The organism is Mycobacterium malmoense (genome assembly GCF_019645855.1).
Taxonomy (GTDB): domain Bacteria; phylum Actinomycetota; class Actinomycetes; order Mycobacteriales; family Mycobacteriaceae; genus Mycobacterium; species Mycobacterium malmoense.
The window spans coordinates 2,168,865-2,192,163 of record NZ_CP080999.1 but is presented as its reverse complement, the minus strand read 5'-3'; the positions used below and the strand labels follow the sequence as shown (position 1 = coordinate 2,192,163).

19 protein-coding genes are annotated in these 23,299 nt (G+C 69.9%); 11 read left to right on the top strand and 8 right to left on the bottom strand.

The annotated features are described in order from the left end of the window. Positions 1–8 precede the first annotated feature (8 nt). Genes mptB through K3U93_RS10285 form a run of 4 tightly spaced genes read left to right on the top strand, consistent with a single transcriptional unit; the run spans position 9 to position 4,485 of the window. Positions 9–1,763 (top strand): polyprenol phosphomannose-dependent alpha 1,6 mannosyltransferase MptB, encoded by a 1,755-nt coding sequence (gene mptB / locus K3U93_RS10300; RefSeq protein WP_083010874.1) that lies wholly within the window; start codon positions 9–11, stop codon positions 1,761–1,763. Continuing rightward, positions 1,760–2,710, top strand: a complete 951-nt coding sequence (locus tag K3U93_RS10295) for an ABC transporter ATP-binding protein (RefSeq protein ID WP_083010873.1) — start codon at positions 1,760–1,762, stop codon at positions 2,708–2,710. The genes mptB and K3U93_RS10295 overlap by 4 nt, the downstream gene beginning before the upstream one ends. Continuing rightward, the gene (locus tag K3U93_RS10290) at positions 2,707–3,486 is read left to right on the top strand and encodes an ABC transporter permease (RefSeq protein WP_083010872.1); all 780 of its coding nucleotides are present in this window, start codon (positions 2,707–2,709) and stop codon (positions 3,484–3,486) included. The genes K3U93_RS10295 and K3U93_RS10290 overlap by 4 nt, the downstream gene beginning before the upstream one ends. A gap of 27 nt (positions 3,487–3,513) precedes the next feature. Beyond that, positions 3,514–4,485, top strand: coding sequence for a COX15/CtaA family protein (locus K3U93_RS10285; protein ID WP_420915411.1), 972 nt, complete (start codon positions 3,514–3,516; stop codon positions 4,483–4,485). On the opposite strand, the gene K3U93_RS10280 is transcribed toward K3U93_RS10285, so the two are convergent. Then, complete coding sequence (locus tag K3U93_RS10280; RefSeq protein WP_083010871.1) at positions 4,435–5,283, bottom strand: DcsG N-terminal domain-containing protein; 849 nt, start codon at positions 5,281–5,283, stop codon at positions 4,435–4,437. The genes K3U93_RS10285 and K3U93_RS10280 overlap by 51 nt on opposite strands. A gap of 19 nt (positions 5,284–5,302) precedes the next feature. Between K3U93_RS10280 and K3U93_RS10275 the strand changes: the two genes are divergently transcribed. Continuing rightward, positions 5,303–6,277: a quinone oxidoreductase family protein gene (locus tag K3U93_RS10275; RefSeq protein WP_083010870.1), complete on the top strand. Its 975-nt coding sequence runs from the start codon at positions 5,303–5,305 to the stop codon at positions 6,275–6,277. Here the strand turns inward: K3U93_RS10275 and K3U93_RS10270 are convergent. Both K3U93_RS10270 and K3U93_RS10265 read right to left on the bottom strand, forming a co-directional pair. Next, entirely contained in the window at positions 6,274–7,785 is a 1,512-nt protein-coding gene (locus tag K3U93_RS10270) for a PPE family protein (protein WP_083010869.1), read from the bottom strand. The two genes, K3U93_RS10275 and K3U93_RS10270, sit on opposite strands and share 4 nt — an antisense overlap. A 403-nt stretch (positions 7,786–8,188) precedes the next feature. Beyond that, positions 8,189–9,142 carry a heme o synthase gene (locus K3U93_RS10265; protein WP_071513509.1) on the bottom strand — a complete coding sequence of 318 codons (954 nt, stop codon included), beginning with the start codon at positions 9,140–9,142 and terminating at the stop codon, positions 8,189–8,191. A 258-nt stretch (positions 9,143–9,400) separates the two neighbouring features. On the opposite strand from K3U93_RS10265, the gene tkt reads away from it, so the two are divergent. The 6 genes from tkt to K3U93_RS10235 all read left to right on the top strand — a co-directional run bounded on the left by tkt (position 9,401) and on the right by K3U93_RS10235 (position 16,361). After that, the gene (tkt, locus tag K3U93_RS10260; RefSeq protein WP_083010868.1) at positions 9,401–11,503 is read left to right on the top strand and encodes a transketolase; all 2,103 of its coding nucleotides are present in this window, start codon (positions 9,401–9,403) and stop codon (positions 11,501–11,503) included. Positions 11,504–11,518: 15 nt separating this feature from the next. Continuing rightward, the gene (gene tal, locus K3U93_RS10255) at positions 11,519–12,640 is read left to right on the top strand and encodes a transaldolase (protein WP_083010867.1); all 1,122 of its coding nucleotides are present in this window, start codon (positions 11,519–11,521) and stop codon (positions 12,638–12,640) included. Beyond that, positions 12,637–14,181: a glucose-6-phosphate dehydrogenase gene (gene zwf, locus K3U93_RS10250; RefSeq protein WP_071513512.1), complete on the top strand. Its 1,545-nt coding sequence runs from the start codon at positions 12,637–12,639 to the stop codon at positions 14,179–14,181. The genes tal and zwf overlap by 4 nt, the downstream gene beginning before the upstream one ends. A gap of 49 nt (positions 14,182–14,230) precedes the next feature. Beyond that, positions 14,231–15,142: a glucose-6-phosphate dehydrogenase assembly protein OpcA gene (opcA, locus tag K3U93_RS10245; protein WP_083010910.1), complete on the top strand. Its 912-nt coding sequence runs from the start codon at positions 14,231–14,233 to the stop codon at positions 15,140–15,142. Then, the gene (pgl, locus tag K3U93_RS10240) at positions 15,139–15,882 is read left to right on the top strand and encodes a 6-phosphogluconolactonase (RefSeq protein ID WP_071513514.1); all 744 of its coding nucleotides are present in this window, start codon (positions 15,139–15,141) and stop codon (positions 15,880–15,882) included. The genes opcA and pgl overlap by 4 nt, the downstream gene beginning before the upstream one ends. A gap of 80 nt (positions 15,883–15,962) precedes the next feature. Further along, positions 15,963–16,361, top strand: a complete 399-nt coding sequence (locus K3U93_RS10235) for an ATPase (RefSeq protein WP_071513540.1) — start codon at positions 15,963–15,965, stop codon at positions 16,359–16,361. A gap of 40 nt (positions 16,362–16,401) precedes the next feature. On the opposite strand, the gene ppc is transcribed toward K3U93_RS10235, so the two are convergent. The 5 genes from ppc to K3U93_RS10210 are packed head-to-tail and all read right to left on the bottom strand — an operon-like array spanning position 16,402 to position 23,296. After that, positions 16,402–19,209 carry a phosphoenolpyruvate carboxylase gene (gene ppc / locus K3U93_RS10230; protein WP_083010866.1) on the bottom strand — a complete coding sequence of 936 codons (2,808 nt, stop codon included), beginning with the start codon at positions 19,207–19,209 and terminating at the stop codon, positions 16,402–16,404. A gap of 45 nt (positions 19,210–19,254) precedes the next feature. Further along, entirely contained in the window at positions 19,255–19,488 is a 234-nt protein-coding gene (secG, locus tag K3U93_RS10225; protein ID WP_071513516.1) for a preprotein translocase subunit SecG, read from the bottom strand. Between the two features lie 24 nt (positions 19,489–19,512). Then, positions 19,513–21,231 carry an FUSC family protein gene (locus K3U93_RS10220; protein ID WP_083010865.1) on the bottom strand — a complete coding sequence of 573 codons (1,719 nt, stop codon included), beginning with the start codon at positions 21,229–21,231 and terminating at the stop codon, positions 19,513–19,515. Between the two features lie 47 nt (positions 21,232–21,278). Further along, positions 21,279–22,064 (bottom strand): triose-phosphate isomerase, encoded by a 786-nt coding sequence (gene tpiA, locus K3U93_RS10215; RefSeq protein ID WP_083010864.1) that lies wholly within the window; start codon positions 22,062–22,064, stop codon positions 21,279–21,281. Then, positions 22,061–23,296, bottom strand: coding sequence for a phosphoglycerate kinase (locus K3U93_RS10210; RefSeq protein ID WP_071513519.1), 1,236 nt, complete (start codon positions 23,294–23,296; stop codon positions 22,061–22,063). The genes tpiA and K3U93_RS10210 overlap by 4 nt, the downstream gene beginning before the upstream one ends. Positions 23,297–23,299 lie beyond the last annotated feature (3 nt).

Sequence of the window (23,299 nt, the reverse complement as noted above, 5' to 3'; positions counted from 1 at the left end):
CTGCTCTGATGGCAGCCCGCCACCACACGCTGAGTTCGTCGATCGCCAGCTTGCACGGCGACGAGCAGGCGGTGGGCTCGCCGCTGAACGATACCGAACTCACCGCACTGCAGCGCACCCGGCTGTTCGGCGCCACCGGCACCGTCCTGATGGCGATCGGCGCGCTGGGCGCCGGGGCGCGGCCCGTCGTGCAGGACCCCACGTTCGGGGTGCGGCTGCTCAACCTGCCGTCGCGAATCCAGACCGTGTCGTTGACCATGACGACGACGGGGGCCGTCATGATGGCGCTGGCGTGGTTGATGCTCGGCCGGTTCGCGCTGGGCAGCAGGCGCATGTCGCGCGGCGACCTGGACCGCACCCTGCTGCTGTGGACGCTGCCGCTGCTGATCGCGCCGCCGATGTACAGCAAGGACGTGTACTCCTACCTGGCCCAGAGCCAGATCTCGCTGGAGGGGCTCGACCCCTACCGGGTGGGCCCGGCGTCGGGCCTGGGCCTGTCCCACGTGTTCACGCTGTCCGTGCCCACTCTGTGGCGGGAGACGCCGGCGCCCTACGGCCCCTTGTTCCTGTGGATCGGGCGCGGAATCTCCGCCCTGACCGGGGAGAACATCGTCGCCGCGGTGCTCTGCCACCGGCTTGTGGTGTTGGTCGGCGTGGGCCTGATCGTGTGGGCGACCCCGCGCCTGGCCCGGCGCTGCGGCGTGGCCGAGGTCAGCGCGTTGTGGCTGGGCGCGGCCAATCCGCTGCTGATCATGCACCTGGTCGCCGGCGTCCACAACGAGGCGCTGATGCTTGGGCTGATGCTGGCCGGCGCCGAATTCGCGTTGCGCGGTATCGACTCGCCGCGGCTTCTGCCCACCTCGTGGCTGCGCCCAGCGACGATGCCGGCCGATGACCGGAGGAGAAGCTGGGCAACCAAGACCGCCCGGGACTGGGAACCGTTGGGCATGCTGCTGGCGGGTTCGATCCTGATCGTGCTGTCGTCGCAGGTGAAGCTGCCGTCGCTGCTGGCGCTGGGCTTCGTCACGATGGCGCTGGCCTATCGCTGCGGCGGCACCCTGAAAGCGCTGCTGTTGGCCGGCGGCGCGATGTCGGGGCTGGCGCTGGCGGTGATGGCCCTGGTCGGCTGGGCCAGCGGCCTGGGGTTTGGCTGGATGTACACGCTGGGCACCGCCAACGTGGTGCGCAGCTGGATGTCCCCGCCCACGCTGCTGGCCCTGGGCACCGGCCAGGTGGGGATCCTGCTGGGCCTCGGGGACCACACCACCGCGGTGTTGGGGCTGACCCGCGCCATCGGCGTGCTGATCATCACGGTGGTGGTGGCCTGGCTACTGGTGGCCGTCTTCCGCGGGCGGCTGCACCCGATCGGCGGCCTGGGCGTCGCCCTGGGCGTCACCGTGCTGCTGTTTCCCGTCGTGCAGCCGTGGTATCTGCTGTGGGCGATCATCCCGCTGGCCGCCTGGGCGACCCGCACCGGCTTCCGGGTGGCGGCGATCGTCGTCACCCTCGTCGTCGGCATCTTCGGCCCGACGGCCAACGGGGATCGCTTCGCGCTGTTTCAGATCGTCGACGCCACCCTGGCCAGCACCGTCATCGTCGCGGCGCTCATCGCGTTGACGTACACCCGGTTGCCGTGGCGACCACTGCCACCCCAGAAGCCGACCGAGGGCCGCGAACCCGAGCAACCGGTCACGGACGCGTCGCCGAACGGCGAGACCCCTCGTTCCAAGGCGACACCGGACGCCTACGCTGACTCCACGTGAACTCGGCCCCCCAAGTCCCCGAAACGGTGGTGCGGCTGCGCGGGGTGACCAAGCGATACGGGCCGAGCGGGGCCGTTGTTGAAGCCGTCTCCAACCTCGATCTGGAGGTGCGCGCCGCCGAGGTGCTGGCCCTGCTGGGCCCCAACGGCGCCGGCAAGACCACGACGGTCGAGATGTGCGAGGGCTTCGTCCGCCCGGACGCCGGGACGATACAGGTGCTCGGCCTGGACCCGATCGCCGACAACGCGCGCCTGCGCGCCCGCATCGGGGTGATGTTGCAGGGCGGGGGCGGCTACCCGGCGGCGCGCGCCGGGGAAATGCTCAACCTGGTGGCCGCCTACGCCGCCGACCCGCTGGACCCGGCGTGGCTGCTGGACACCCTGGGCCTCACCGACGCGGCCCGCACCACCTATCGGCGGCTCTCCGGCGGGCAGCAGCAGCGGCTCGCGCTGGCCTGCGCGCTGGTCGGCCGTCCCGAGCTGGTGTTCCTCGACGAGCCCACCGCCGGCATGGACGCTCACGCCCGGCTGCTGGTGTGGGAGCTGATCGACGCGCTGCGCCGCGACGGCGTGACGGTGGTGCTGACCACCCACCAGCTCAAGGAGGCCGAGGAGCTCGCCGACCGGCTCGTCATCATCGACCGCGGGGTCACGGTGGCCGCGGGCACACCGGCGGAGCTGATGCGCACCGGCGCCAAGGGCCAGCTGCGGTTCACCGCGCCGCCGCGGCTCGACCTGTCCCTGTTGGCGTCCGCCCTGCCCGAGGACTACAAGGCCACCGAGATAACGCCGGGCGAGTACCTGGTCGAGGGCCCGGTCGACCCGCAGGTGCTGGCGACCGTCACGGCGTGGTGCGCGCAGATCGACGTGCTGGCCACCGACATGCGTGTCGAGCAACGCAGCCTCGAGGACGTGTTCCTCGACCTCACCGGCAGGAAGTTGCGATGACGAGCGGTCCGACCTTCCCGCCGGGGACCTTCGCCCCCGACCCGCGCCCCAGTGCCGTGCCGCGGATGCTGGCCGCGCAGTTCGGCCTGGAGCTCAAGCTGCTGCTGCGCAACGGCGAACAGCTGCTGCTGACCATGTTCATCCCGATCACGCTGCTGGTCGGACTCACGCTGCTGCCGCTCGGCTCGTTCGGCCACAACCGCGCCGCCACGTTCGTGCCCGTGATCATGGCGCTGGCGGTGATCTCGACGGCGTTCACCGGGCAGGCGATCGCGGTCGCGTTCGATCGTCGCTACGGGGCTTTGAAACGGCTGGGGGCCACCCCGCTGCCGGTCTGGGGAATCATCGCCGGCAAGTCGCTGGCGGTGGTCGCCGTGGTGTTCTTGCAGGCAATCCTGTTGGGCGCCATTGGTTTTGCGCTCGGCTGGCGTCCGGCTCTTGCGGCGTTGGCGCTGGGCGCGGCGGTCATCGCGCTGGGCACGGCTGGCTTCGCGGCCCTCGGCCTGTTACTCGGCGGGACGCTGCGGGCCGAGATCGTGCTCGCGGTCGCCAACCTGCTGTGGTTCGTCTTCGCCGGGCTCGGCGGGCTGACCGTGGAAACCGGCATGATTCCGGCGGCGGTCAAGTGGGCGGCGCGGCTCACCCCGTCGGGCGCGCTCACCGAGGCGCTCTCCCAGGCGATGAGCCTGTCGGTGGACTGGTTCGGGATCGTCGTGCTGGCGGTGTGGGGCGCGGTCGCGGCGCTGGCCGCGCTGCGCTGGTTTCGGTTCAGCTGACATCCCTACTACGGGCCGTAGTTGTCGTTGCCTTACGATCGGGCGGTGCTAGGACGAGCGCTGCTGCGGGTGGTGGACCTGCTCCCCTACCCCAGCCTGCGTGTCCAGCGGATCGTCGCCGCGTTCGTCATCCTCACCCAGGGCGGCATCGCCGTCACCGGCGCGATCGTCCGCGTCACCGCGTCGGGACTGGGTTGCCCCACCTGGCCGCAGTGCTTTCCGGGCAGCTTCACCCCGGTGGCGCACGCGGAGGTGCCGCGCGTCCACCAGGCCGTCGAATTCGGCAACCGGATGGTCACCTTCGCGGTGGTGATCGCCGCGATACTGGCCGTGCTGGCCGTGACCCGGGCGCGCCGGCGCGCCGAGGTCCTGGTCTACGCGTGGCTGATGCCGGTGTCGACGGTGGTGCAGGCGGTGATCGGCGGCATCACGGTGCGCACCGGGCTGCTGTGGTGGACGGTGGCCATTCACCTGCTGACGTCGATGACGATGGTGTGGCTGTCGGTGCTGCTCTACGTCAAGGTCGGCGAGCCCGACGACGGGGTGGTCGACGACCGGGTGGGCAGGCCGCTGCGGGCGCTGACGGCGCTGAGCGCGGTGAATCTGGCGGCGGTGCTGGTGACTGGCACGCTGGTGACCGCGGCCGGCCCGCACGCCGGTGACCGCAGCCCCAGCCGGGCGGTGCCGCGGCTGAGGGTCGAGATCACCACGCTGGTGCACGCGCATTCGTCGCTGCTGGTGGCCTATCTGGCGCTGCTGGTCGGGCTGGGTTTCGGGCTGCTGGCGGTGGGCGCCGCGCGGGCCATCCTGCTGCGGCTCGGCGTGCTGGTTGCCCTGGTGTGCGCGCAGGCCGCCGTGGGCACCGCGCAATACTTCACCGGCGTGCCCGCGGCCCTGGTCGCGGTCCACGTGGCCGGTGCGGCGGCGTGCACGGCGGCCACCGCGGCGCTATGGGCGTCTATGCGAGAGCGGGCCGAGCCCCAGCCGCTCGCACGCTGACTCCACCGCCAGTGCGAACCGGCGCTGGCCGAGGTCGCGGCCGTCGGGGTCCAGCCGGCGCCAGCCCAGCGACGGCTCCACCAGCTGCAGTTCGAGCAGCCGCTCGCCGAGTAGGTGGGCGCGGGCGTAGAGCAGCTCGCTCGGCACGACGCCCACGTGGGCCGCGGCGGCGGCCAGGGCGGCGGCGCCGACGTCCCAGAGTTCGAAGTCGGGCTCGGCCATCGCTTCGCCGGCGCCGGTGAACGCGTGCGACGGCTTGCCGCCGAGGAACACCAGCACCGTCTCGGCGGCCGCGGCGCCCGGCTGCACCAGCGCGCTCCGGCCGGCCTCGTGCAACTCGGCGACGCGGGCGGCGGCCGCGGCCCGGTCGGCGCAACGGCGGGTGCCGGTGCCGATCGACGGGCCGACGAAGACGTCGCCGGTGCGCGGCAACCGGATTCGCGCGCCCGGCGCCACTACCTCGCCCGGCACCGTCGGCACCCCCCGCCCCGCCAGGTCGCCCAGATAGCGCCGGTCGGCGTTCCAGGCGACGACGGCGGGGGCGTTGAGCAGGTTGGCCACGCCGGTGGTCCAGGCCAGGAACTCGTCGAGCCGGTCGGCGTAGTCGCGGGTGGCCCGCAGAATCACCAGGTCCGCGCGGCCGGTTTCCGGGTCGTCCCACGCCAACCAGCGCGCGTGCAGGCCGCGCCGCCGCAGCGCGGGCACGAGCCCGGCGTCGTCCCCGTCCCCGGCGACGTGCCGCCTATAGCCGGCAAGCACGATGCGGGGATGGAAGACGTCCGGGCGGGCCAGCTTCATGCCCGGGCATGATAATCGCATGCACGCGATCCAAGTCAGCGAAACCGGCGGCCCCGAGGTACTGCGCTACGTCGAGGTGCCACAGCCCACGCCCGGCCCCGGCGAGGTGCTGATCAAGGCCGAGGCCATCGGCGTCAACTACATCGACACCTACTTCCGCTCCGGACAATATCCGCGAGAGCTGCCGTTCATCCTCGGCTCGGAGATGTGCGGCACCGTCGTCGCCACCGGCGAGGGGGCCGACGGCTTCCACGAGGGCGATCGGGTGGTCACCGCCACGGCATCCGGTGGCTACGCCCAATTCTCCACCGCCCCAGCATCTTTCACTGCTAAGGTGCCCGACGGCGTGACGTCCGATGTCGCGGCTTCGGTGCTGCTGAAGGGCCTGACCGCGCACTACCTGGTCAAGTCGGTCTATCCGGTGCACGGCGGCGACGCGGTGCTGGTGCACGCCGGCGCGGGCGGCGTTGGCCTGATCCTGACGCAGTGGGCCGCCCTGCTGGGCGCGCGGGTCATCACCACGGTCTCCACCCCGGAGAAGGCGCGGATGTCCAGGGAGGCCGGCGCCGCCGAGGTGCTCTCCTACCCCGACGACGCCGCGGCGTTCGGCCAGCGGGTTCGGGCGTTGACCGGAGGATCCGGGGTGGCGGCGGTGTACGACGGCGTGGGCGCGACGACCTTCGACGCCAGCCTGGCCAGCCTGGCCGTCCGCGGCACGCTGGCGCTGTTCGGCGCCGCCAGCGGACCCGTCCCGCCCGTCGACCCGCAGCGCCTCAACGCCGCCGGCTCGGTGTATCTGACCCGGCCCTCGCTGGTGCACTTCATCCGTACCGGCGACGAGTTCGCCTGGCGGGCAACGGAATTGTTCGAGTCGATCGCGGACGGCGCCATCACCGTCGAGGTCGGCGGACGTTATCCACTTGCCGAAGCGGCCCGCGCCCACCGGGACCTGCAGGGCCGCAAGACCGCCGGCTCGATCGTGCTGCTGCCTTAGCCCACCGCGCCGCGCGGCTCCTCGTCGGGGACCCAGGCGCCCGGCACCATCGGCACCGTCGGGCCGCCACCAAACCCATCCCCGGCCAACACCGTCAACCCTGCCGCTTGCACACCTTCCTTCGGGACCGTTCCGGTAAACCCGAACGGTCCCGCGCTTTCATCCGAGGCCCTCACCTCGGGCGGCGGGTCGGCGTCGACGTCGTTGTCCAAATCCGCGAATTCATCGGCGTACCCGCGCACCACCGCGTCCTGCTTCCGCCGCCGCCGTGACCGCCGCCGTGCCGCCGCGGCCGCGGCGACGGCGGCGATGTCCGGCTCCGAAGCCCGTGCCCGGACGCTGGCGGCCGCGGTTCTGGTGTGCCCCGACCCGAATCCGATGCCGGGCCCGCCGCCGACTATGTAGGGGACGAAACCCTGCGCGGCGGGAGCCGGCGGCGCCGACGGCGGTGCCGAACCGGCGGCGGTGCCTGCGGCGGTCACCGGACTCGCGGGCGAGCCGGCGCCCACGGACCCGGCGAGAGTGGGAGCGACCCCGACGGCCGGCAACACGTGGGACGCGGCCGCGATGGGGCCAACCACTGCCGCGGCGACGGGCGCCGCAGCGGGTATGGCGGCCACCGCCGCCACACTGGCCGCTGCCGCCGCACCGGAAAGCGTGGACAACAGCGGGGACGTCGCGCCCAACGCAATCGCAATGGCCAGAAACGGATGTAGGGACAAGTAGGCGACGACCTGGACCGGTGTGATGGTGCCCAGGGACTGCAAGAGCTGCACCGGATTGGTGGTCAACGCATACACAAAGGCCCGAATGTCCCCGGCGTAATCGCCGGTTCGGGTACTCGACCAGATATAGATCTGCTGCCCGATCTCTCGGATCGGCTGCAAGACCTGCTGCAGGATTTGCTCGATCTCCTGCAGCGGGTCCGCGGCCGCGTTCGTGGCCGCCGAGGATTGGGTTTGCGTGTCCGACTTGAGGATCTGCGGCGCCGCGGTGGTTTGCGGCGTTGACGCGACCGCTATGCCGGCGACCGCCTGATAGGTCCCCATCGTCGTGGCGGCCTGAATCCACATCCGCACATAGTCGGCTTCGTTGAGCGCGATCGGAATCGTGTTGATGCCAAAGAAATTCGTCGCCACCAATACCCCGTGGAGAGCGTGGTTGGCGGCCAGCTCCGCCAGCGTCGGCATGGCCGCCAAGGCGACGCCGTAGGCCGCGGCCGCCGTCTCATGTTGGACGGCCGCTTCCGCGCTGCCGACGCTCGCCTGGGCCAACCAGGCCAGGTACGGCGCATGGGCCGCCACATACGACCCCGCGCTCGGACCCTGCCACGCCCCGGCCTGTGCCGAGGCCAGTATGGCACCGAGTTCTGCTGCCGCTGAGGCATATTCGGCACTCAACGAGTTCCACGTTCCGGCCGCCGTCAACAACGACGCAGGACCCGGACCGCTGCTCAGTAACGCCGAATGCACCTCTGGTGGCGAAGCCATCCAGATGGGCGCGGTCATCGTCAGCCAGTGGCGGCCAGATAAGACGATCCCGCCCAGGGCGTGATCAACGCCCCTGTGCCGATACAGGAGGTGTCCAGGCCTTGGGGAACGACACGCAACGTCATGCCAGACACTCCTTCCCTGAGCCGGACGACCAGTTGAAATGGATTGTTATTACACAAAGATCCGATATCGCGACGGGCGGTATCGCAAATTGGGTCAGCGGCCGGGCCGACTCGTCCCGGGCGTTCGATCGCCCCGGGTCCACCGGTGCCGTGATCGAAACTTGTTGGGACTGTGCCGAATTCGACGGCGATGCGCGTCCTGGCCCGCCGCGGCGCGGGCAACAGCCAAGTTTTGAATCGCCCTGGTTCTGAGAGCGGATGTGAGTCCCACCCGGGCCTCACGGGGACGGATCGCGTCAGAACAGGGTCGGTAGCGCGCTGGCCGAGTCGATCGCCAGCGCGCAGAACACCACCGCCAGGTAGTTGTTGGATTGCAGGAACAACCGCAGCGGCTTGACGGGCTCACCGGCGCGCACGCCGGCGTACAACTGATGGGCCATCGTCAGGAACCACACCCCGGCCACCACGGCGACCGCCGCGTACAGCCAGCCGGTGGCCAGCGCCAGCACCAGCGTGGCCAGCACCGTCAGCCAGGTGTAGATCAGGATCTGCTTGGTGACCTGGCGCTCGGTCGCCACGGCCGGCAGCATCGGCACGCCGGCCGCCTGGTAGTCGTCCTTGTAGCGCATCGCCAGGGCCCAGGTGTGCGGCGGCGTCCAGAAGAAGATGATCGCGAACATCACCAACGCCGGCCAGCCGATCGTGTCGGTGACCGCCGACCAGCCGATCATCACCGGCATGCAGCCGGCCGCACCGCCCCACACGACGTTTTGCGACGTGCGCCGCTTGAGCAGCAGCGTGTAGACGAACACATAGAAGGCGATGGTGGCGACGGCCAGCAGTCCCGACAGCAGGTTCGTCGTCCACCACAGCCAGAAGAACGAGCCCACGCTGAGCACCAGCCCCAGCACCAGGGCGTTTCGCGTCGGCACCGCGGCCCGCGCCAGCGGCCGGCGCGCGGTCCGCTTCATCATCTTGTCGATGTCGGCGTCGGCCACGCAGTTGAGCGTGTTGGCGCCGCCGGCGGCCAGCATCCCGCCGATCAGCGTGTTGAGGATCAGCAGCGGGTTCACGCTGCCGCGGTGGGCGAGCAGCATGGCGGGTATCGCGGTGACCAGCAGCAGCTCAATGACCCGCGGCTTGGTCAGCGCCAGGTAAGCCAGCGTCGTACCGATCGCCCGGCTCCCCCTCGGGCCGCCGTGCATTCCGGTCGGTACTTGGCTCGGCGCGACGCGCCCGCGAACGCTCACGCAATAAACTCCTCGGGTCGCAGCGGCGCGCGGCATCTACTACGCACGATGGTAGACCGCGTACCGGCGGCGGCCAGCCCGCAGGGTCGGTTCCGGCGGATTTTTCGCCACATTGCGGGACTGACTGCAGAGCGTGAGCAGCCAACGCGTAATTTTCACAGCGGCCGGCCGCGGGTATCCGAAAATTCCGCGCTGCAAGAGCCGGCACTCCCGCATTAGGGTGAGCATTATCAGCTGGATGACCCAAGGACTGAGTCTGTGACCACACTCGAAGAGATCTCTGCGCTGACCCAACCACACCACCCCGACGACTGGACCGAGATCGATTCGGCTGCGGTCGACACCGCCCGGGTGCTGGCCGCCGACGCCGTCCAAAAGGTCGGCAACGGCCACCCCGGCACGGCGATGAGCCTGGCCCCGCTGGCCTACACCCTGTTTCAGCGTGTGATGCGCCACGACCCCAGTGACACCCACTGGCTGGGCCGCGACCGGTTCGTGTTGTCGGCCGGGCACAGCAGCCTGACGCTCTACATTCAGCTCTACCTCGGCGGGTTCGGCCTGGAGCTGTCCGACATCGAGTCGCTGCGCACCTGGGGATCCAAGACCCCCGGACACCCGGAGTTCCGGCACACCAAGGGCGTTGAGATCACCACCGGCCCGCTCGGCCAGGGCCTGGCGTCGGCGGTCGGGATGGCGATGGCGTCGCGCTACGAGCGCGGCCTCTTCGATCCGGACGCCGAACCGGGAACCAGCCCGTTCGACCACTTCATCTACGTGATCGCCTCCGACGGCGACATCGAGGAGGGCGTGACCTCCGAGGCGTCGTCGCTGGCGGCCGTGCAGCAGCTGGGCAACCTCATCGTGTTCTACGACCACAACCAGATCTCGATCGAGGACGACACCGACATCGCGCTGTGCGAGGACACCGCCGCCCGCTACCGCGCCTACGGCTGGCACGTGCAGGAGGTGGAGGGCGGCGAGAACGTCGTCGGCATCGAGGAGGCCATCGCCAACGCCAGGGCCGCCACCGACCGGCCGTCGTTCATTTCGCTGCGCACCATCATCGGCTATCCGGCGCCCAACCTGATGAACACCGGCAAGGCGCACGGCGCGGCCCTCGGCGACGAGGAGGTCGCGGCCGTCAAGAGGATCCTGGGCTTCGATCCCGACAAGACATTCGAGGTCCGCGAGGACGTCCTCACCCACACCCGGGGGCTGGTGGCCCGCGGCAAGGAGGCCCATGAGCGCTGGCGGCCGGGGTTCGAGGCGTGGGCCCAGCGCGAACCCGAACGCAAGGCGCTGCTGGACCGGCTGACCGCCCAGCGGCTGCCCGACGGCTGGGACGACGACATCCCGCACTGGGAACCCGGATCGAAGGCGCTGGCCACCCGCGCCGCGTCCGGTGAGGTGCTGTCCGCGGTGGGCCCGAAGCTGCCGGAGCTGTGGGGCGGTTCGGCCGACCTGGCGGGCAGCAACAACACCACCATGAAGGGCGCGGATTCCTTTGGCCCGCCGTCGATTTCGACCAAGGACTACACCGCGCACTGGTACGGGCGCACGCTGCACTTCGGTATTCGCGAACACGCGATGGGCGCCATCCTGTCCGGCATCGTGCTGCACGGCCCCACCCGGGCCTACGGCGGCACGTTCCTGCAGTTCTCCGACTACATGCGCCCGGCGGTGCGGCTGGCGTCGCTGATGAACATCGACACCATCTACGTGTGGACGCACGACTCGATCGGGCTCGGCGAGGACGGCCCGACCCATCAGCCGATCGAGCACCTTGCGGCGCTGCGCGCCATCCCCCACCTCTCGGTGGTGCGCCCGGCCGACGCCAACGAGACGGCCTACGCCTGGCGCACGATCCTGGCCCGCGGCAACGGCAGCGGTCCGGTCGGCCTGATCCTGACCCGGCAGGGCGTGCCGGTGCTGGAGGGCACCAACTTTGAGGGCGTCGCCCGGGGCGGATACGTGCTGGGCGACGACGGCGGCCCGGACACCGACCAAGAGCCCGACGTGGTGTTGATCGCCACCGGTTCCGAGGTTCAGCTCGCGGTCGAGGCGCGAAAGCTGTTGGCGGACAAGGATATTGTCGCGCGGGTGGTGTCGATGCCGTGCGTCGAGTGGTTCGAGTCCCAACCCGAGGATTACCGCGATAGCGTGCTACCCCCGTCGGTGTCGGCCCGGGTGGCCGTCGAGGCCGGGGTCGCGCAGTGCTGGCACAAGCTGGTCGGCGACACCGGCAGGATCGTGTCGATCGAGCACTACGGCGAATCCGCCGACTACAAGACGTTGTTCCGTGAGTTTGGCTTTACCGCCGAAGCCGTCGCCGCCGCCGCGGAGCAGGTAGTGGATAACTGAGAAAGGGTGATTCGCATGACCAGTCAGAACCCTAACCTCGCGGCGCTATCCGCCGCCGGGGTGTCCGTTTGGCTGGATGACTTGTCGCGGGAGCGGCTGCAGTCGGGCAACCTACAGGAGCTGATCGACACCAAAAGCGTTGTCGGCGTGACCACCAACCCGTCAATCTTCCAGAAGGCGTTCGCGGAGGGCCATGCCTACGACGGCCAGATCGCCGAGCTTGCCGAGCGTGGCGCCGACGTCGACGCCACCGTGCGCACCGTCACCACCGACGACGTGCGCACCGCGTGCGACGTGCTGGCGCGCGAGTGGGAGGCCTCCGACGGGGTCGACGGCCGGGTGTCCATCGAGGTCGACCCGCGGCTGGCCGAGAAGACCGACAAGACCATCGCGCAGGCCGTCGAGCTGTGGAAGATCGTCGACCGGCCGAACCTGTTCATCAAGATTCCGGCGACCAAGGCCGGACTTCCGGCCATCACCGCCGTTCTGGCGGAAGGGATTTCGGTCAACGTCACGCTGATCTTCTCCGTCGAACGGCACCGGCACGTGATGGACGCCTACCTGGCCGGGCTGGAAAAGGCCCGCGAGGCCGGACACGACGTGTCCAAGATTCATTCGGTCGCATCGTTTTTCGTGTCCCGGGTGGACACCGAGGTCGACAAGCGGCTGGAGAAGATCGGCTCGGCCGACGCGCTGGCGCTGCGCGGCCAGGCCGGTGTGGCCAACGCCCGGCTGGCCTACGCCGCCTACCAGGAGGTCTTCGAGAACGGCGATCGCTACCGCGCGCTCAAGGCCGACGGCGCCCGGGTGCAGCGCCCGCTGTGGGCGTCGACGGGGGTCAAGAATCCCGACTACGCCGACACCCTCTACGTCACCGAGCTGGTCGCGCCCAACACGGTAAACACCATGCCGGAGAAGACGATCGACGCCGTCGCCGATCACGGTGTCATCAAGGGCGACACCGTCACCGGCACCGGGCCGGCCGCGCAAGAGCTCTTCGACAAGCTGCAAAAGGTCGGTATCGACCTGACCGACGTCTTCGTGGTGCTGGAGAAGGAAGGCGTGGACAAGTTCGTGGAGTCCTGGACGGAGCTGCTGGAGGAAACTCAGAAGCAACTGGGTTCCGCCGCCAAATGAGCCCCGCCAAATCCGCCACACAGTGGCATAACCCGCTGCGGGACAAGCGGGACAAGCGGCTCCCCCGCATCGCCGGCCCGTGCGGCATGGTGATTTTCGGCGTCACCGGCGACCTGGCCCGCAAAAAGGTGATGCCGGCCATCTACGACCTGGCCAACCGCGGGCTGCTGCCGCCCACCTTCTCCCTGGTGGGCTTCGCCCGCCGGGACTGGGACACCGAGGATTTCGGCGAGGTGGTCTATCACGCCGTCAAGGAACACTGCCGCACGCCGTTCCGCCAGGAGAACTGGGAGCGGCTGGCCGAGGGATTCCGGTTCGTGCCGGGCTCTTTCGACGACGACGATTCGTTTGGCCGGCTCGCCGAGGCCCTGGAAAAGCTCGACGCCGAGCGTGGCACCGGCGGCAACCACGCTTTCTACCTGGCGATCCCGCCCAGGTCCTTCCCGGTGGTGTGCGAGCAGCTGCACAAGTCCGGTTTGGCCCGCCCGCAGGGCGACAGGTGGAGCCGGGTGGTCATCGAGAAACCGTTCGGCCACGACCTGGAAAGCGCGCAAGCCCTGAACAAGGCCGTCAACGCCGTCTTCCCGGAGGAGGCGGTATTCCGGATCGACCACTACCTGGGCAAGGAGACGGTGCGCAACATCCTTGCGCTGCGGTTCGCCAACCAGTTGTTCGACCCCATCTGGAACGCGCACTACGTCGACCACGTGCAGATCACCATGGCCGAAGACATCGGGCTGGGCGGACGCGCGGGCTATTACGACGGCATCGGCGCCGCCCGCGACGTGATCCAGAACCACCTGATGCAGTTGCTGGCGCTGACCGCGATGGAGGAGCCGGTCAGCTTCAATCCGTCCGCGCTGCAAACCGAGAAGATCAAGGTGCTGTCGGCGACGCAGCTCGCCGAGCCGCTCGACGAGACCACCAGCCGGGGCCAATACACCGCGGGGTGGCAGGGTGGGGAGAAAGTCGTCGGGCTGCTCGACGAGGAAGGGTTCGCCAAGGACTCGACCACCGAGACGTTCGCCGCCATCACCCTCGAGGTCGACACCCGCCGCTGGGCGGGTGTGCCGTTCTATCTGCGCACGGGTAAACGCCTGGGCCGCAGGGTGACCGAAATCGCCCTGATCTTCAAACGCGCGCCGCATCTGCCGTTCGACGCCACAATGACCGACGAGCTGGGCGCCAACGCCATGGTCATCCGGGTGCAGCCGGACGAAGGGACCACCCTGCGATTTGGCTCCAAGGTGCCGGGCACCGCGATGGAGGTCCGCGACGTCAACATGGACTTCTCCTACGGATCGGCGTTCGCCGAAGAATCGCCCGAGGCCTACGAGCAGCTGATCCTCGACGTGCTGCTCGGCGAGCCATCCCTGTTCCCGGTTAACGCGGAGGTCGAATTGGCTTGGGAGATACTCGATCCCGTCCTCGACAACTGGGCGGCACACGGTAAGCCCGATCCCTACGAGGCCGGCACCTGGGGCCCGGAGTCGTCCTTCGAAATGCTGCGCCGCACCGGCCGGGAATGGCGGCGGCCGTGACCCCCGCCGGCGGCGATGCACTGCGAAGCAGTGAGGAGGAGTGGCGCAAATGATCGTCGATCTGCCCGGCACCACCACCACGGCGGTCAACAAGAAACTAGCCGAGCTACGCGAAAAGGCCGGCGCCGTCACGATGGGACGCGTGCTGACGCTGCTCATCGCGCCGGACAGCGAAGACGTGCTGGAGGAATCGATCAAGGCCGCCAACGATGCCAGCCACGAACACCCCAGCCGGATCATCGTCACGATGAGGGGCGATCCGTACGCCGACAAGGCACGCCTGGATGCACAGCTGCGCTCCGGCGGCGACACGGGCGCGGGCGAGGTCGTGGTGTTGCGGCTGTCCGGGCCGCTCGCCGGCCACGCCTACAGCGTGGTCATCCCTTTCCTGCTCCCCGACATCCCGGTGGTGGCGTGGTGGCCCGACATCGCCCCGAAAAAGCCCGCCCAAGACCCGTTGGGCAAGTTGGCGATTCGGCGCATCACCGATGCCACCAACGGCATCGATCCGTTGTCGGCTATCAAGAGCCGACTGCCCGGATACACCGCCGGCGACACCGACCTGTGCTGGGCGCGCATCACCTATTGGCGGGCGCTGCTGGCCTCGGCCGTCGACCAGTCGCCCCACGAGCCGATCGAGTCGGCGCTGGTTTCCGGTTTGCGAACGGAGCCCGCTCTCGACATCCTGGCGGGCTGGCTGGCCGGCCGGATCGACGGGCCGGTGCGCCGTGCGGTCGGCGAGCTCAAGGTCGAGCTGGTACGCAAGAGCGAGACCATCGTCTTGAGCCGTCCGCAAGAGGGCAGGACGGCGACGCTGAGCCGCACGGGCAAGCCGGATGCCCTGCTTCCGTTGGCGCGCAGGGAAACCGGTGAATGCCTGGCTGAGGACCTGCGACGCCTGGATGCCGACGAGATCTACCTGACGGCGCTCGAAGGCATCAAGAAGGTGCAGTACGTGTGAACGCCATCGTCGAGGTTTTTCCGGACGGCGAGGCCCTGGTCGAGGCCGCGGGCGAACGACTGATCGACGCCATCGGGGCCGCGGTGGCGGCCCGGGGGCGGGCGCTGATCGTGCTGACCGGCGGCGGCAACGGCATCGGGCTGCTGCGGTACCTCGACGCCCGGCGGCAGCGGATCGACTGGTCGAAGGTGCATCTGTTCTGGGGCGACGAACGCTACGTTCCCGAGGACGACGACGAGCGCAACGACAAGCAGGCGCGAGCGGCCTTGCTCGATCACATCGACATCCCGTCGAGCCACGTGCACCCGATGCCGGCCAGCGACGGCGAATTCGGCAACGACCTCGCCGCCGCGGCGCTGGCCTACGAGCAGTTGCTGGCGGCCAACGCCGAACCCGGCCAGCCGGCACCGGATTTCGACGTCCACCTGCTGGGGATGGGGCCAGAGGGCCACATCAACTCCCTGTTTCCCGACACCCCTGCGGTGCTGGAGACCACCCACATGGTGGTCGCCGTCGACGACTCCCCCAAACCACCGCCGCGACGAATCACCTTGACGCTGCCGGCAATCCGGCGTTCCCGTGAGGTGTGGCTGATGGTGTCCGGGGCGGCCAAGGCCGACGCGGTGGCCGCCGCGATCGGTGGCGCCCCACCGGCATCGATACCGGCCGCCGGAGCCGTCGGGCGTGAGGCCACGATCTGGCTGCTCGACGAGGAGGCCGCGGCCAAGCTGCCTCGCTGATCCCCGGCGCCCAGCGTCACGCCAGCGTGACGGTCGGCGTGGAACGCCACGCTGGCGTGACGCTGGGCGCAACGAACATAATTGCCCTCATGGCAGACAGAACCGTGCGCGGCGGGCCCGAGCGGAGCCGGATCAAGACGCTCGCCCAGGCCGCGCTGAACGCCGACAAGACGGTGGAGCAGGTCGAAGACGTCCTCGACGGCCTGGGCAAAACCATGCAGGACCTGAACAGTTCGCTGTCGGCCCTCAACGCCACGGTGGAGCGCCTGGAGGGCGGCCTGGACCACCTGGAGGGCACCCTGGCCAGCCTGGACGATCTCGCGAAGCGGCTGATCGTGCTCGTCGAGCCGGTGGAGGCCATCGTCGAACGGATCGACTACCTGGTGACCGTGGGCGAAACGGTGATGTCCCCGCTGTCGGTCACCGAGCACGCCGTCCGCGGCGTGCTGGACAGGCTGCGCAACCGCGCGGCCCGCTAATCGGATTGCCCGTCCCCTTGCGGCGCGCATCGTCACCGGGCTAACCGCTGTTTCGCAGCGCGCTGGCTAATCCGTTCATCGTCAGCAGGATGCCGCGCCGCACCAATTCGTCCTCGTCACCCGACCGGTAGCGGCGGAGCAGCTCGACCTGCAGATGGTTCAGCGGCTCCAGATACGGGAAGCGGTTGAACACCGACCGCGCCAGCGCGGGGTTGTCGGCCAGCAGGTCGTCTTGACCGGTAATCAGCTTGTGCATGGCGATGGTGCGCCGGTGCTCGTCGACGATCTTGTCAAACACCCTGTGCCGCAACGATTCATCGGGCACCAGCTCGGCATAGCGGGCCGCCAGGCCCAGGTCGCTCTTGGCCAGCACCTGCGCCATGTTCGACAGCACGCTGGCAAAGAACGGCCACCGCCGGTACAGCTCGTGCAGTATTTCCACCCGCTCGGTTTCGGTTTCGGGCCCCGCCGCGATCCACCGCTCGAACGCCGATCCGGTGCCATACCAACCCGGGAGCATCACCCGCGACTGGCTCCAGGCCAGCACCCACGGGATGGCGCGCAGGTCCGCGATCGAGGAGGTGGGCTTGCGGGACGCCGGCCGGCTGCCGATGTTCAGCGACCCGATCTCGCTCACCGGTGTGGACGCCGTGAAGTATTCGACGAAACCCGGTGTGTCGTGCACCAATTCGGCGTAGGCGCGCCGCGCCAAGGCGGCCACCTCGTCGAGCACCGCGTAGGCCGGCTCGGCGGCGTCGCCGAGGCCCTCCATATCCAGCAACGTGGACTCCAGCGTGGCGGCGAGCAGGCTTTCCAGGTTGCGCCGCGCCAGCTGGGGTTCGGCGTACTTGGCGGCGATCACCTCACCCTGCTCGGTGAGGCGCAGCGACCCGTTCACCGCCCCCGGCGGTTGCGCCAGGATGGCTTGGTAGCTGGGGCCGCCACCCCGGCCGACGGTGCCGCCACGACCGTGGAAGAGCCGCAACCGGATTCCGGTTTTGCGGGCCACTTCGACCAGGGCCAGCTCGGCCCGGTAGACCGCCCAGTTGGCGGCCAGGTACCCGCCGTCCTTGTTGGAGTCGGAGTAGCCCAGCATGACCTCTTGGGAGTCTCCGCGCGCGGAGACGAGCGCCCGATAGATGGGCAGTCCCAGCATCGCGTGCAGGATCGCCGCGCCGTTATGCAGGTCATCGATCGTCTCGAAGAGCGGCGAGATGGCCACCGGGCAGTACGGTTCCGGACCGGAGGCGTCCAGCAGGCCGGCCTCTTTCAGCAGGATCGCGGCCTCCAGGACGTCGGAAACCGAGCGGCACATCGAGATCACGTAGTTGGGCACCGCGGCGGGACCGTAGAGTTCGACCGCCTCCGCGGCGGCCGTGACGACACCGAGTTCGCTTTGAGCCAGGTCCGACAGTTGGGTGCGGTCACCGACCAGCGGGCGGCGGATGCCCAGTTCGCCCGCCAGCAGCGCGACCCGTTCCGCTTCGGGCAACGAACCGTAGTCCGGGTGCACCCCCGCCCACGCCAGCAGCTCGGCGACCACCTCTTCGTGCACGTCGGAGTTTTGCCGCATGTCCAGCCCGCACAAGTGAAAACCAAACGCGCGCACCGCTTCCCGTAGGCGAGCCAGCCGGTCGTCGGCCAACAGCGCGCTGCCGTGGGCGCGCAGCGACTCGTCGATCGTGTCGAGGTCGGCCAGCAGCGCGGCCGGCGCGGGATACGCCGGCAGGCCCAGGTCGAGCTCGTGCCGCGGCCGCCGGTCCAGGATCTCGGTGGCGGTCGCGGTGAGCCGGGCGCGGATCACCCGCACCGCCCGCCGGTATGGCTCGTCGGCTCTGGCCTTCTCCCGGCAGCCCTCGGCGAGTTCGGCCAGCCCGGGGGTGACGGTGACCAGTCGCGCCGACATCGACAGCTCCTGTTCGAGGGCGGTGAGCTCCTGCAGGTAATGCGCCAGCGCGGTAAACGCGGCGCTGCCGGTGGCCAGCCGCACGACGTCGGCCGTCACGTTGGGATTGCCGTCGCGGTCACCGCCGATCCACGAGCCGGGTTGCAGGATGGGCTCCGACAGCAGGTCGGCGCCGGGCCAGCGGGCGCGCAGAGCGTTGCGCACCTCGGAGTTGACCTGCGGGATCACCTCGAAGAGCGCGGCGGGGTAATACCGCAGGCCCACGTCGATCTCGTCGGTGATCTGCAGCCGGGACAACCGGATCAGCGCGGTCTGCCACAGCGTGAGGACCTGGCGGCGCAGCTCGAGTTCGATGTCGCGGCCGTCGTCGGTGTCGGTGTGTCCCTCGGCGCGCAGCCGCATCAACTGGGTGATCCGGTGCTGGGTGACGAAGACGGTGCGCCGCCGGGTCTCGGTCGGATGGGCGGTGATCACCGGGGACACCAGGGCACCCTTCAGGGCGTCGGCCACCGTGGCCGAATCCAGCTCTGCCCGATCGAGTTTCGCGTACGTTGCGGCCAGGCTACTGTCCTGCGGCGGATCGCCCGCGGCGATGTGAATCGCGCGCCGACGCTCGCGGTGGATGTCTTCGGCCACGTTGGCCAGCAGCGCAAAGTGGCTGAACGCGCGGATGATCGGGATCGCCAGGTGGATGTCGAGGCCGGAGAACATGCGGGCCATCTCGGCCCGGTCGATCTCGGAGCGGCGCACCCGGAAGGATTCCACCCGGGCGCGTTCCACGAGGTCGAACACCTCGTCGCCGTTCTGTTCACGGACGGTGTCGCCCAGGATGGTGCCCAGCAGCCTGATGTCGGCGCGCATCGGCTCGGTCGCCTCGCGACCGACCTGGGTCCGCCGGACGGCGCCGATCGGTGCCAGCGCGGTATCGGAAACCTCGACCATGCGTCCCAGTATCGAGGCGGACCGCGCGGTCCGCCCACCGACAGGTCAGCGGTACTTGATCAGCAGGGCCACGCCGACGATGCACACCAGCCAGATGCCGGTGATGAACAGCGTCAGCCGGTCCAGGTTCTTTTCCACCACGGTGGACCCGGACAGGCTCGACTGCACACCACCGCCGAACAGCGTCGACAGGCCGCCACCCTTGGCGCGGTGCAGCAGCACCAGCAGCACCACCAGCACGCTGGTGACCACCAGGGTGATCTGCAGGGCTAACTCCATGGGGGCCACCCTACCTGGTATGCCTCACCCCAGGGCGAGCGCGGTCCGATCGAGGCGTTCGAGCCGGCGCCGCACGTCGCCGATCAGCACCGCCGGCTCCGCGCCGGCGTCCACCGCCGAGCCGACCGCGGTGATCGCGTCCACGGTGTCTTCCAGCTCGATGGCCGCCGGAATGACCCGCAGGGCCAGTGAGCTCACCGCCAGCGGTTCCAGCGCGGCGGCCTCGGCCGTCGCACGCACCTGGTGGGCGAGCCGGTAGGCGTCGTCTCGGGAAGATTGCCAACGGCGGCGTTGGCCGGCCGGTTTGACCGCCTCGCCGAAATAGCCGTGAGCCGCGGCCAGCGCCGACGACAACCGCGCGTAGGCCGGAAACCGCCGAGCGCCCGGCCACAACAGGTAGCCGAACACGACCGCCACCACGGCGCCGATCAGGGTGTCGACCAGCCGAAGCGCGGGCGCGACCGGATCCACGTGGCCGATCGATTGCGACAGCAACGCGGCGGTGGTGATTCCGATCACACTGAGGCCGTACAGCTTCGGCGCCGCGAGCACGACAAACCCCAGCGCCAGCGCGGTCGCGGCCACCAGCGGCAGCCCGGAGGAGAACACGGCCAGCAATCCCGTCGCCAATAGCGCACCGGCCAACGTGCCGAAGATCCGGTTCACCGTGCGCACGAACACCGAGGCATATTCGGGCCGCACGATGACGGCGGTGGTCAACGGCAGCCAGAACGAGTGCGCCCGTTCGTGCATGGCGACCGTGATGCCGGTGGCCACGCCGAGGCACAGTCCGATGCGCACCCCGTTGGACAGGGCGGTGTGCGAGGTGGCGGCGCGGATCAGCGCCGACAGCCGACGCGTCGCCGGCACCGGCGCGCCCGGCCGGGCCGGCGCGGGACCGAGCGCATCGGCCAGCTCCAGCAAACCCGGATCCCCACCGGCATCGTCGGCCGAGAAGTCGACCGACAGCGGCGTGGCGGCCCGAATCTGGTTCCCGGCCCGGCGGATCGCCGCAATGGCATCGTCGGGCACCGGCCGGCCCTGCGCGTACAACGTCGCCGCCGCGAAGGCCACCAGGTCCGCCCGCCTGCGGTCCCGGGTGTCGCGCACGACGGCCGATGCGGCGGCCAACCGGGTGCGGGCCGGGCCGGCTTCGTCGGTGCCGATCGCCGCGCACAGGTCCGCGGCCGCGGAGTACACCCGCGCCACCGCCCGACGTTCGGGTACACCGCGCCGCAACGCCCACGGCGCCACCACGGCCACCGCGGCGACGGCGGTGCCGGCCAGGTACCACAACGCCTGCTGCCACCACGGCAGCGACGACCCGCCGAACTGACCGAACGCCACACCGACGGACAGCATCATCCCGAACGCGGGTGCGCTCGGCCCGATTCCGCCCGCCATCCCCGAGATCACGCCCGCGGCCGCCGCCACGAGGACCAGCCCGGCGCCGAAGCCGTGCGGCGGCAGCGCACCCACGCCGATCCCGAGCGCGCCGCCGACGGCCTGGGCGATCCACGCCCGCCACCGGGCGCGGTAGAAGCCGGTGGCAAGGAAGCCGACGGCGCAGGCCGCCCCGAGGTACGCGAGCCCGACAACCTGGAGGTCTCCGGTCACCACACCTGCGCCGGCGACGAGCGCCGCGGTCGCCATCGCCCACACGGCGGGCTCGAGGGCCCACGGCGCGCTCGCCGGACGCAGCGCCGCGGCAACGCTTCGGCCCAGCGCCGCAAGGTGATCCATCGTTCGGTGCTGGTTGTCGGCCGGGCCTACGGCAACCCTACGGAAGCCTAGGGAAGGGGCCCACCGGCGGCGATGGCCGCCAGGGTCGCGAACTGCTCACCGTCCAGCGACGCCCCGCCGACTAGGGCCCCGTCGATGTCGACCTGGGCGACGATGTCGCCGATGTTTTTCGCGTTCACCGAGCCGCCGTAGAGCACCCGGACGGCCTCGGCAACCCCCGACGACGCGAGTGAAGCCAATTCCTTCCGGATCGCCGCGCACACCTCTTGAGCATCGGACGCGCTGGCCACCCGCCCGGTTCCAATCGCCCACACCGGCTCATAGGCGACGACGACGCTGCCGATCTGCTCGCTCGACAGCCCGGCCAGCGAGCCGCGCAGCTGCTCCTCGCAGTGGGCGACGTGCCCGCCCGCCTCCCGGACCTCGAGGTGTTCGCCGATGCAGACGATCGGGGTCAATCCGTGCTTGAGCGCGGCGGCGGCCTTGGCGGCCACCAGCGCGTCGTCCTCGTGGTGGTAGGTGCGCCGCTCGGAGTGCCCGACGACGACGAAGCTGCACCCCAGCTTGGCCAGGAAGGCCCCGCTGACCTCGCCGGTGTAGGCGCCCGAGTCGTGCTGGGACAGGTCCTGGGCGCCGTAGGTCAGCCGCAGCTTGTCGCCGTCGACCAGGGTTTGCACGCTGCGCAGGTCGGTGAACGGCGGCAGAACCGTGACGTCGACCTTGTCGTAGTACTTGTCCGGCAGCGCGAACGCGACCTTTTGCACCAGCGCGATCGCCTCGAAGTGATTGAGGTTCATCTTCCAGTTGCCGGCGATCAGTGGCTTGCGGCTCACGAGTCTCCTTTGCTTGGCTGGGGCCGGCCCAGCACCTCGATGCCCGGCAGCGTCTTGCCCTCAAGGTATTCCAGCGACGCGCCGCCTCCGGTGGAGATGTGCGAGAAGTCGCCCTCCGGGATGCCAAGCGCGCGCACCGCGGCCGCGGAGTCCCCGCCGCCCACCACGCTGAAGGCGCCCTTGCCGGTCGCCGCGGCGATCGCCTCGGCGACACCCCTGGTGCCCGCCGCGAACGCCGGAAATTCGAACACGCCCATCGGGCCGTTCCAGAAGATCGTCTTGGCGTTGGACAGCAAGGTCGCGAAGCGTTTGACCGATCCCGGCCCGATGTCCAGGCCCACCGTGTCACCCGGGATGGCGTCGGCCGCGACGGTGTGCGCCGGCGAGTCGGCGGCGAACTTTTCGGCCACCACGATGTCCACCGGCAGCCGCAGCACGTCGACGTAGGTGTCCAGCAGCCTGCGGCAGGTGTCGACCATGTCGTCTTCCAGCAGCGACTTGCCCACCGAGTAGCCTTGCGCGGCAAGGAAAGTGAAGCACATCCCGCCGCCGATCACGATGCTGTCGGCCTTCGTCGCCAGTGACTCGATGACGCCGAGCTTGTCGGACACCTTCGACCCGCCGAGCACCACCGCGTAGGGGCGTGCGGTCGAGCTGGTCAACCGCTCCAGCACCGCTATCTCCTGGGCCACCAGCGTGCCGGCGTAGTGCGGCAGCAGGGTGGCGACGTCGTACACGGAGGCCTGCTTGCGGTGCACCACCCCGAAGCCGTCGGAGACGAAAGCGCCTGCCGGCCCGACCAATTCGGCCAGTTGCCGGGCCAGCGCCAACCGCTCGCCGTCGTCCTTGCTGGTCTCGCGGGGGTCGAAGCGAACGTTCTCCAGCAGCAGGATGTCACCGTCGGTCAGCCCCTCGGCGCGGGCCAGCGCGTCGGCGCCCACAACATCGCCGGCCAACTGCACGTGCCGGCCCAGTTGCTCGCCGAGCGCCGCGGCGACCGGTGCCAACGACAACTTCGGGTCGGGTCCATTCTTGGGGCGACCCAGGTGGGCGGCGACCACCACCTTGGCGCCGGCCTCGAGCAGCGCCCGCAACGTCGGTACCGAGGCGGTGATCCGGCCGGGGTCGGTGATCTCGCCGTCGTCGAGCGGCACATTCAGGTCCGAGCGCACCAGCACACCCCGGCCCGAAACACCCTCGGACAGAAGGTCTTTGAGGGAATGGACGGACACGGT

Bases quoted from the DNA above. Each gene is read 5' to 3' on its own strand.
- mptB (WP_083010874.1), top strand. From the start codon at position 9: ATGGCAGCCCGCCACCACACGCTGAGTTCGTCGATCGCCAGCTTGCAC.
- K3U93_RS10290 (WP_083010872.1), top strand. From the start codon at position 2,707: ATGACGAGCGGTCCGACCTTCCCGCCGGGGACCTTCGCCCCCGACCCG.
- K3U93_RS10280 (WP_083010871.1), bottom strand. From the start codon at position 5,283: ATGAAGCTGGCCCGCCCGGACGTCTTCCATCCCCGCATCGTGCTTGCC.
- K3U93_RS10275 (WP_083010870.1), top strand. From the start codon at position 5,303: ATGCACGCGATCCAAGTCAGCGAAACCGGCGGCCCCGAGGTACTGCGC.
- K3U93_RS10270 (WP_083010869.1), bottom strand. From the start codon at position 7,785: ATGACCGCGCCCATCTGGATGGCTTCGCCACCAGAGGTGCATTCGGCG.
- tal (WP_083010867.1), top strand. From the start codon at position 11,519: ATGACCAGTCAGAACCCTAACCTCGCGGCGCTATCCGCCGCCGGGGTG.
- zwf (WP_071513512.1), top strand. From the start codon at position 12,637: ATGAGCCCCGCCAAATCCGCCACACAGTGGCATAACCCGCTGCGGGAC.
- opcA (WP_083010910.1), top strand. From the start codon at position 14,231: ATGATCGTCGATCTGCCCGGCACCACCACCACGGCGGTCAACAAGAAA.
- ppc (WP_083010866.1), bottom strand. From the start codon at position 19,209: ATGGTCGAGGTTTCCGATACCGCGCTGGCACCGATCGGCGCCGTCCGG.
- secG (WP_071513516.1), bottom strand. From the start codon at position 19,488: ATGGAGTTAGCCCTGCAGATCACCCTGGTGGTCACCAGCGTGCTGGTG.
- K3U93_RS10220 (WP_083010865.1), bottom strand. From the start codon at position 21,231: ATGGATCACCTTGCGGCGCTGGGCCGAAGCGTTGCCGCGGCGCTGCGT.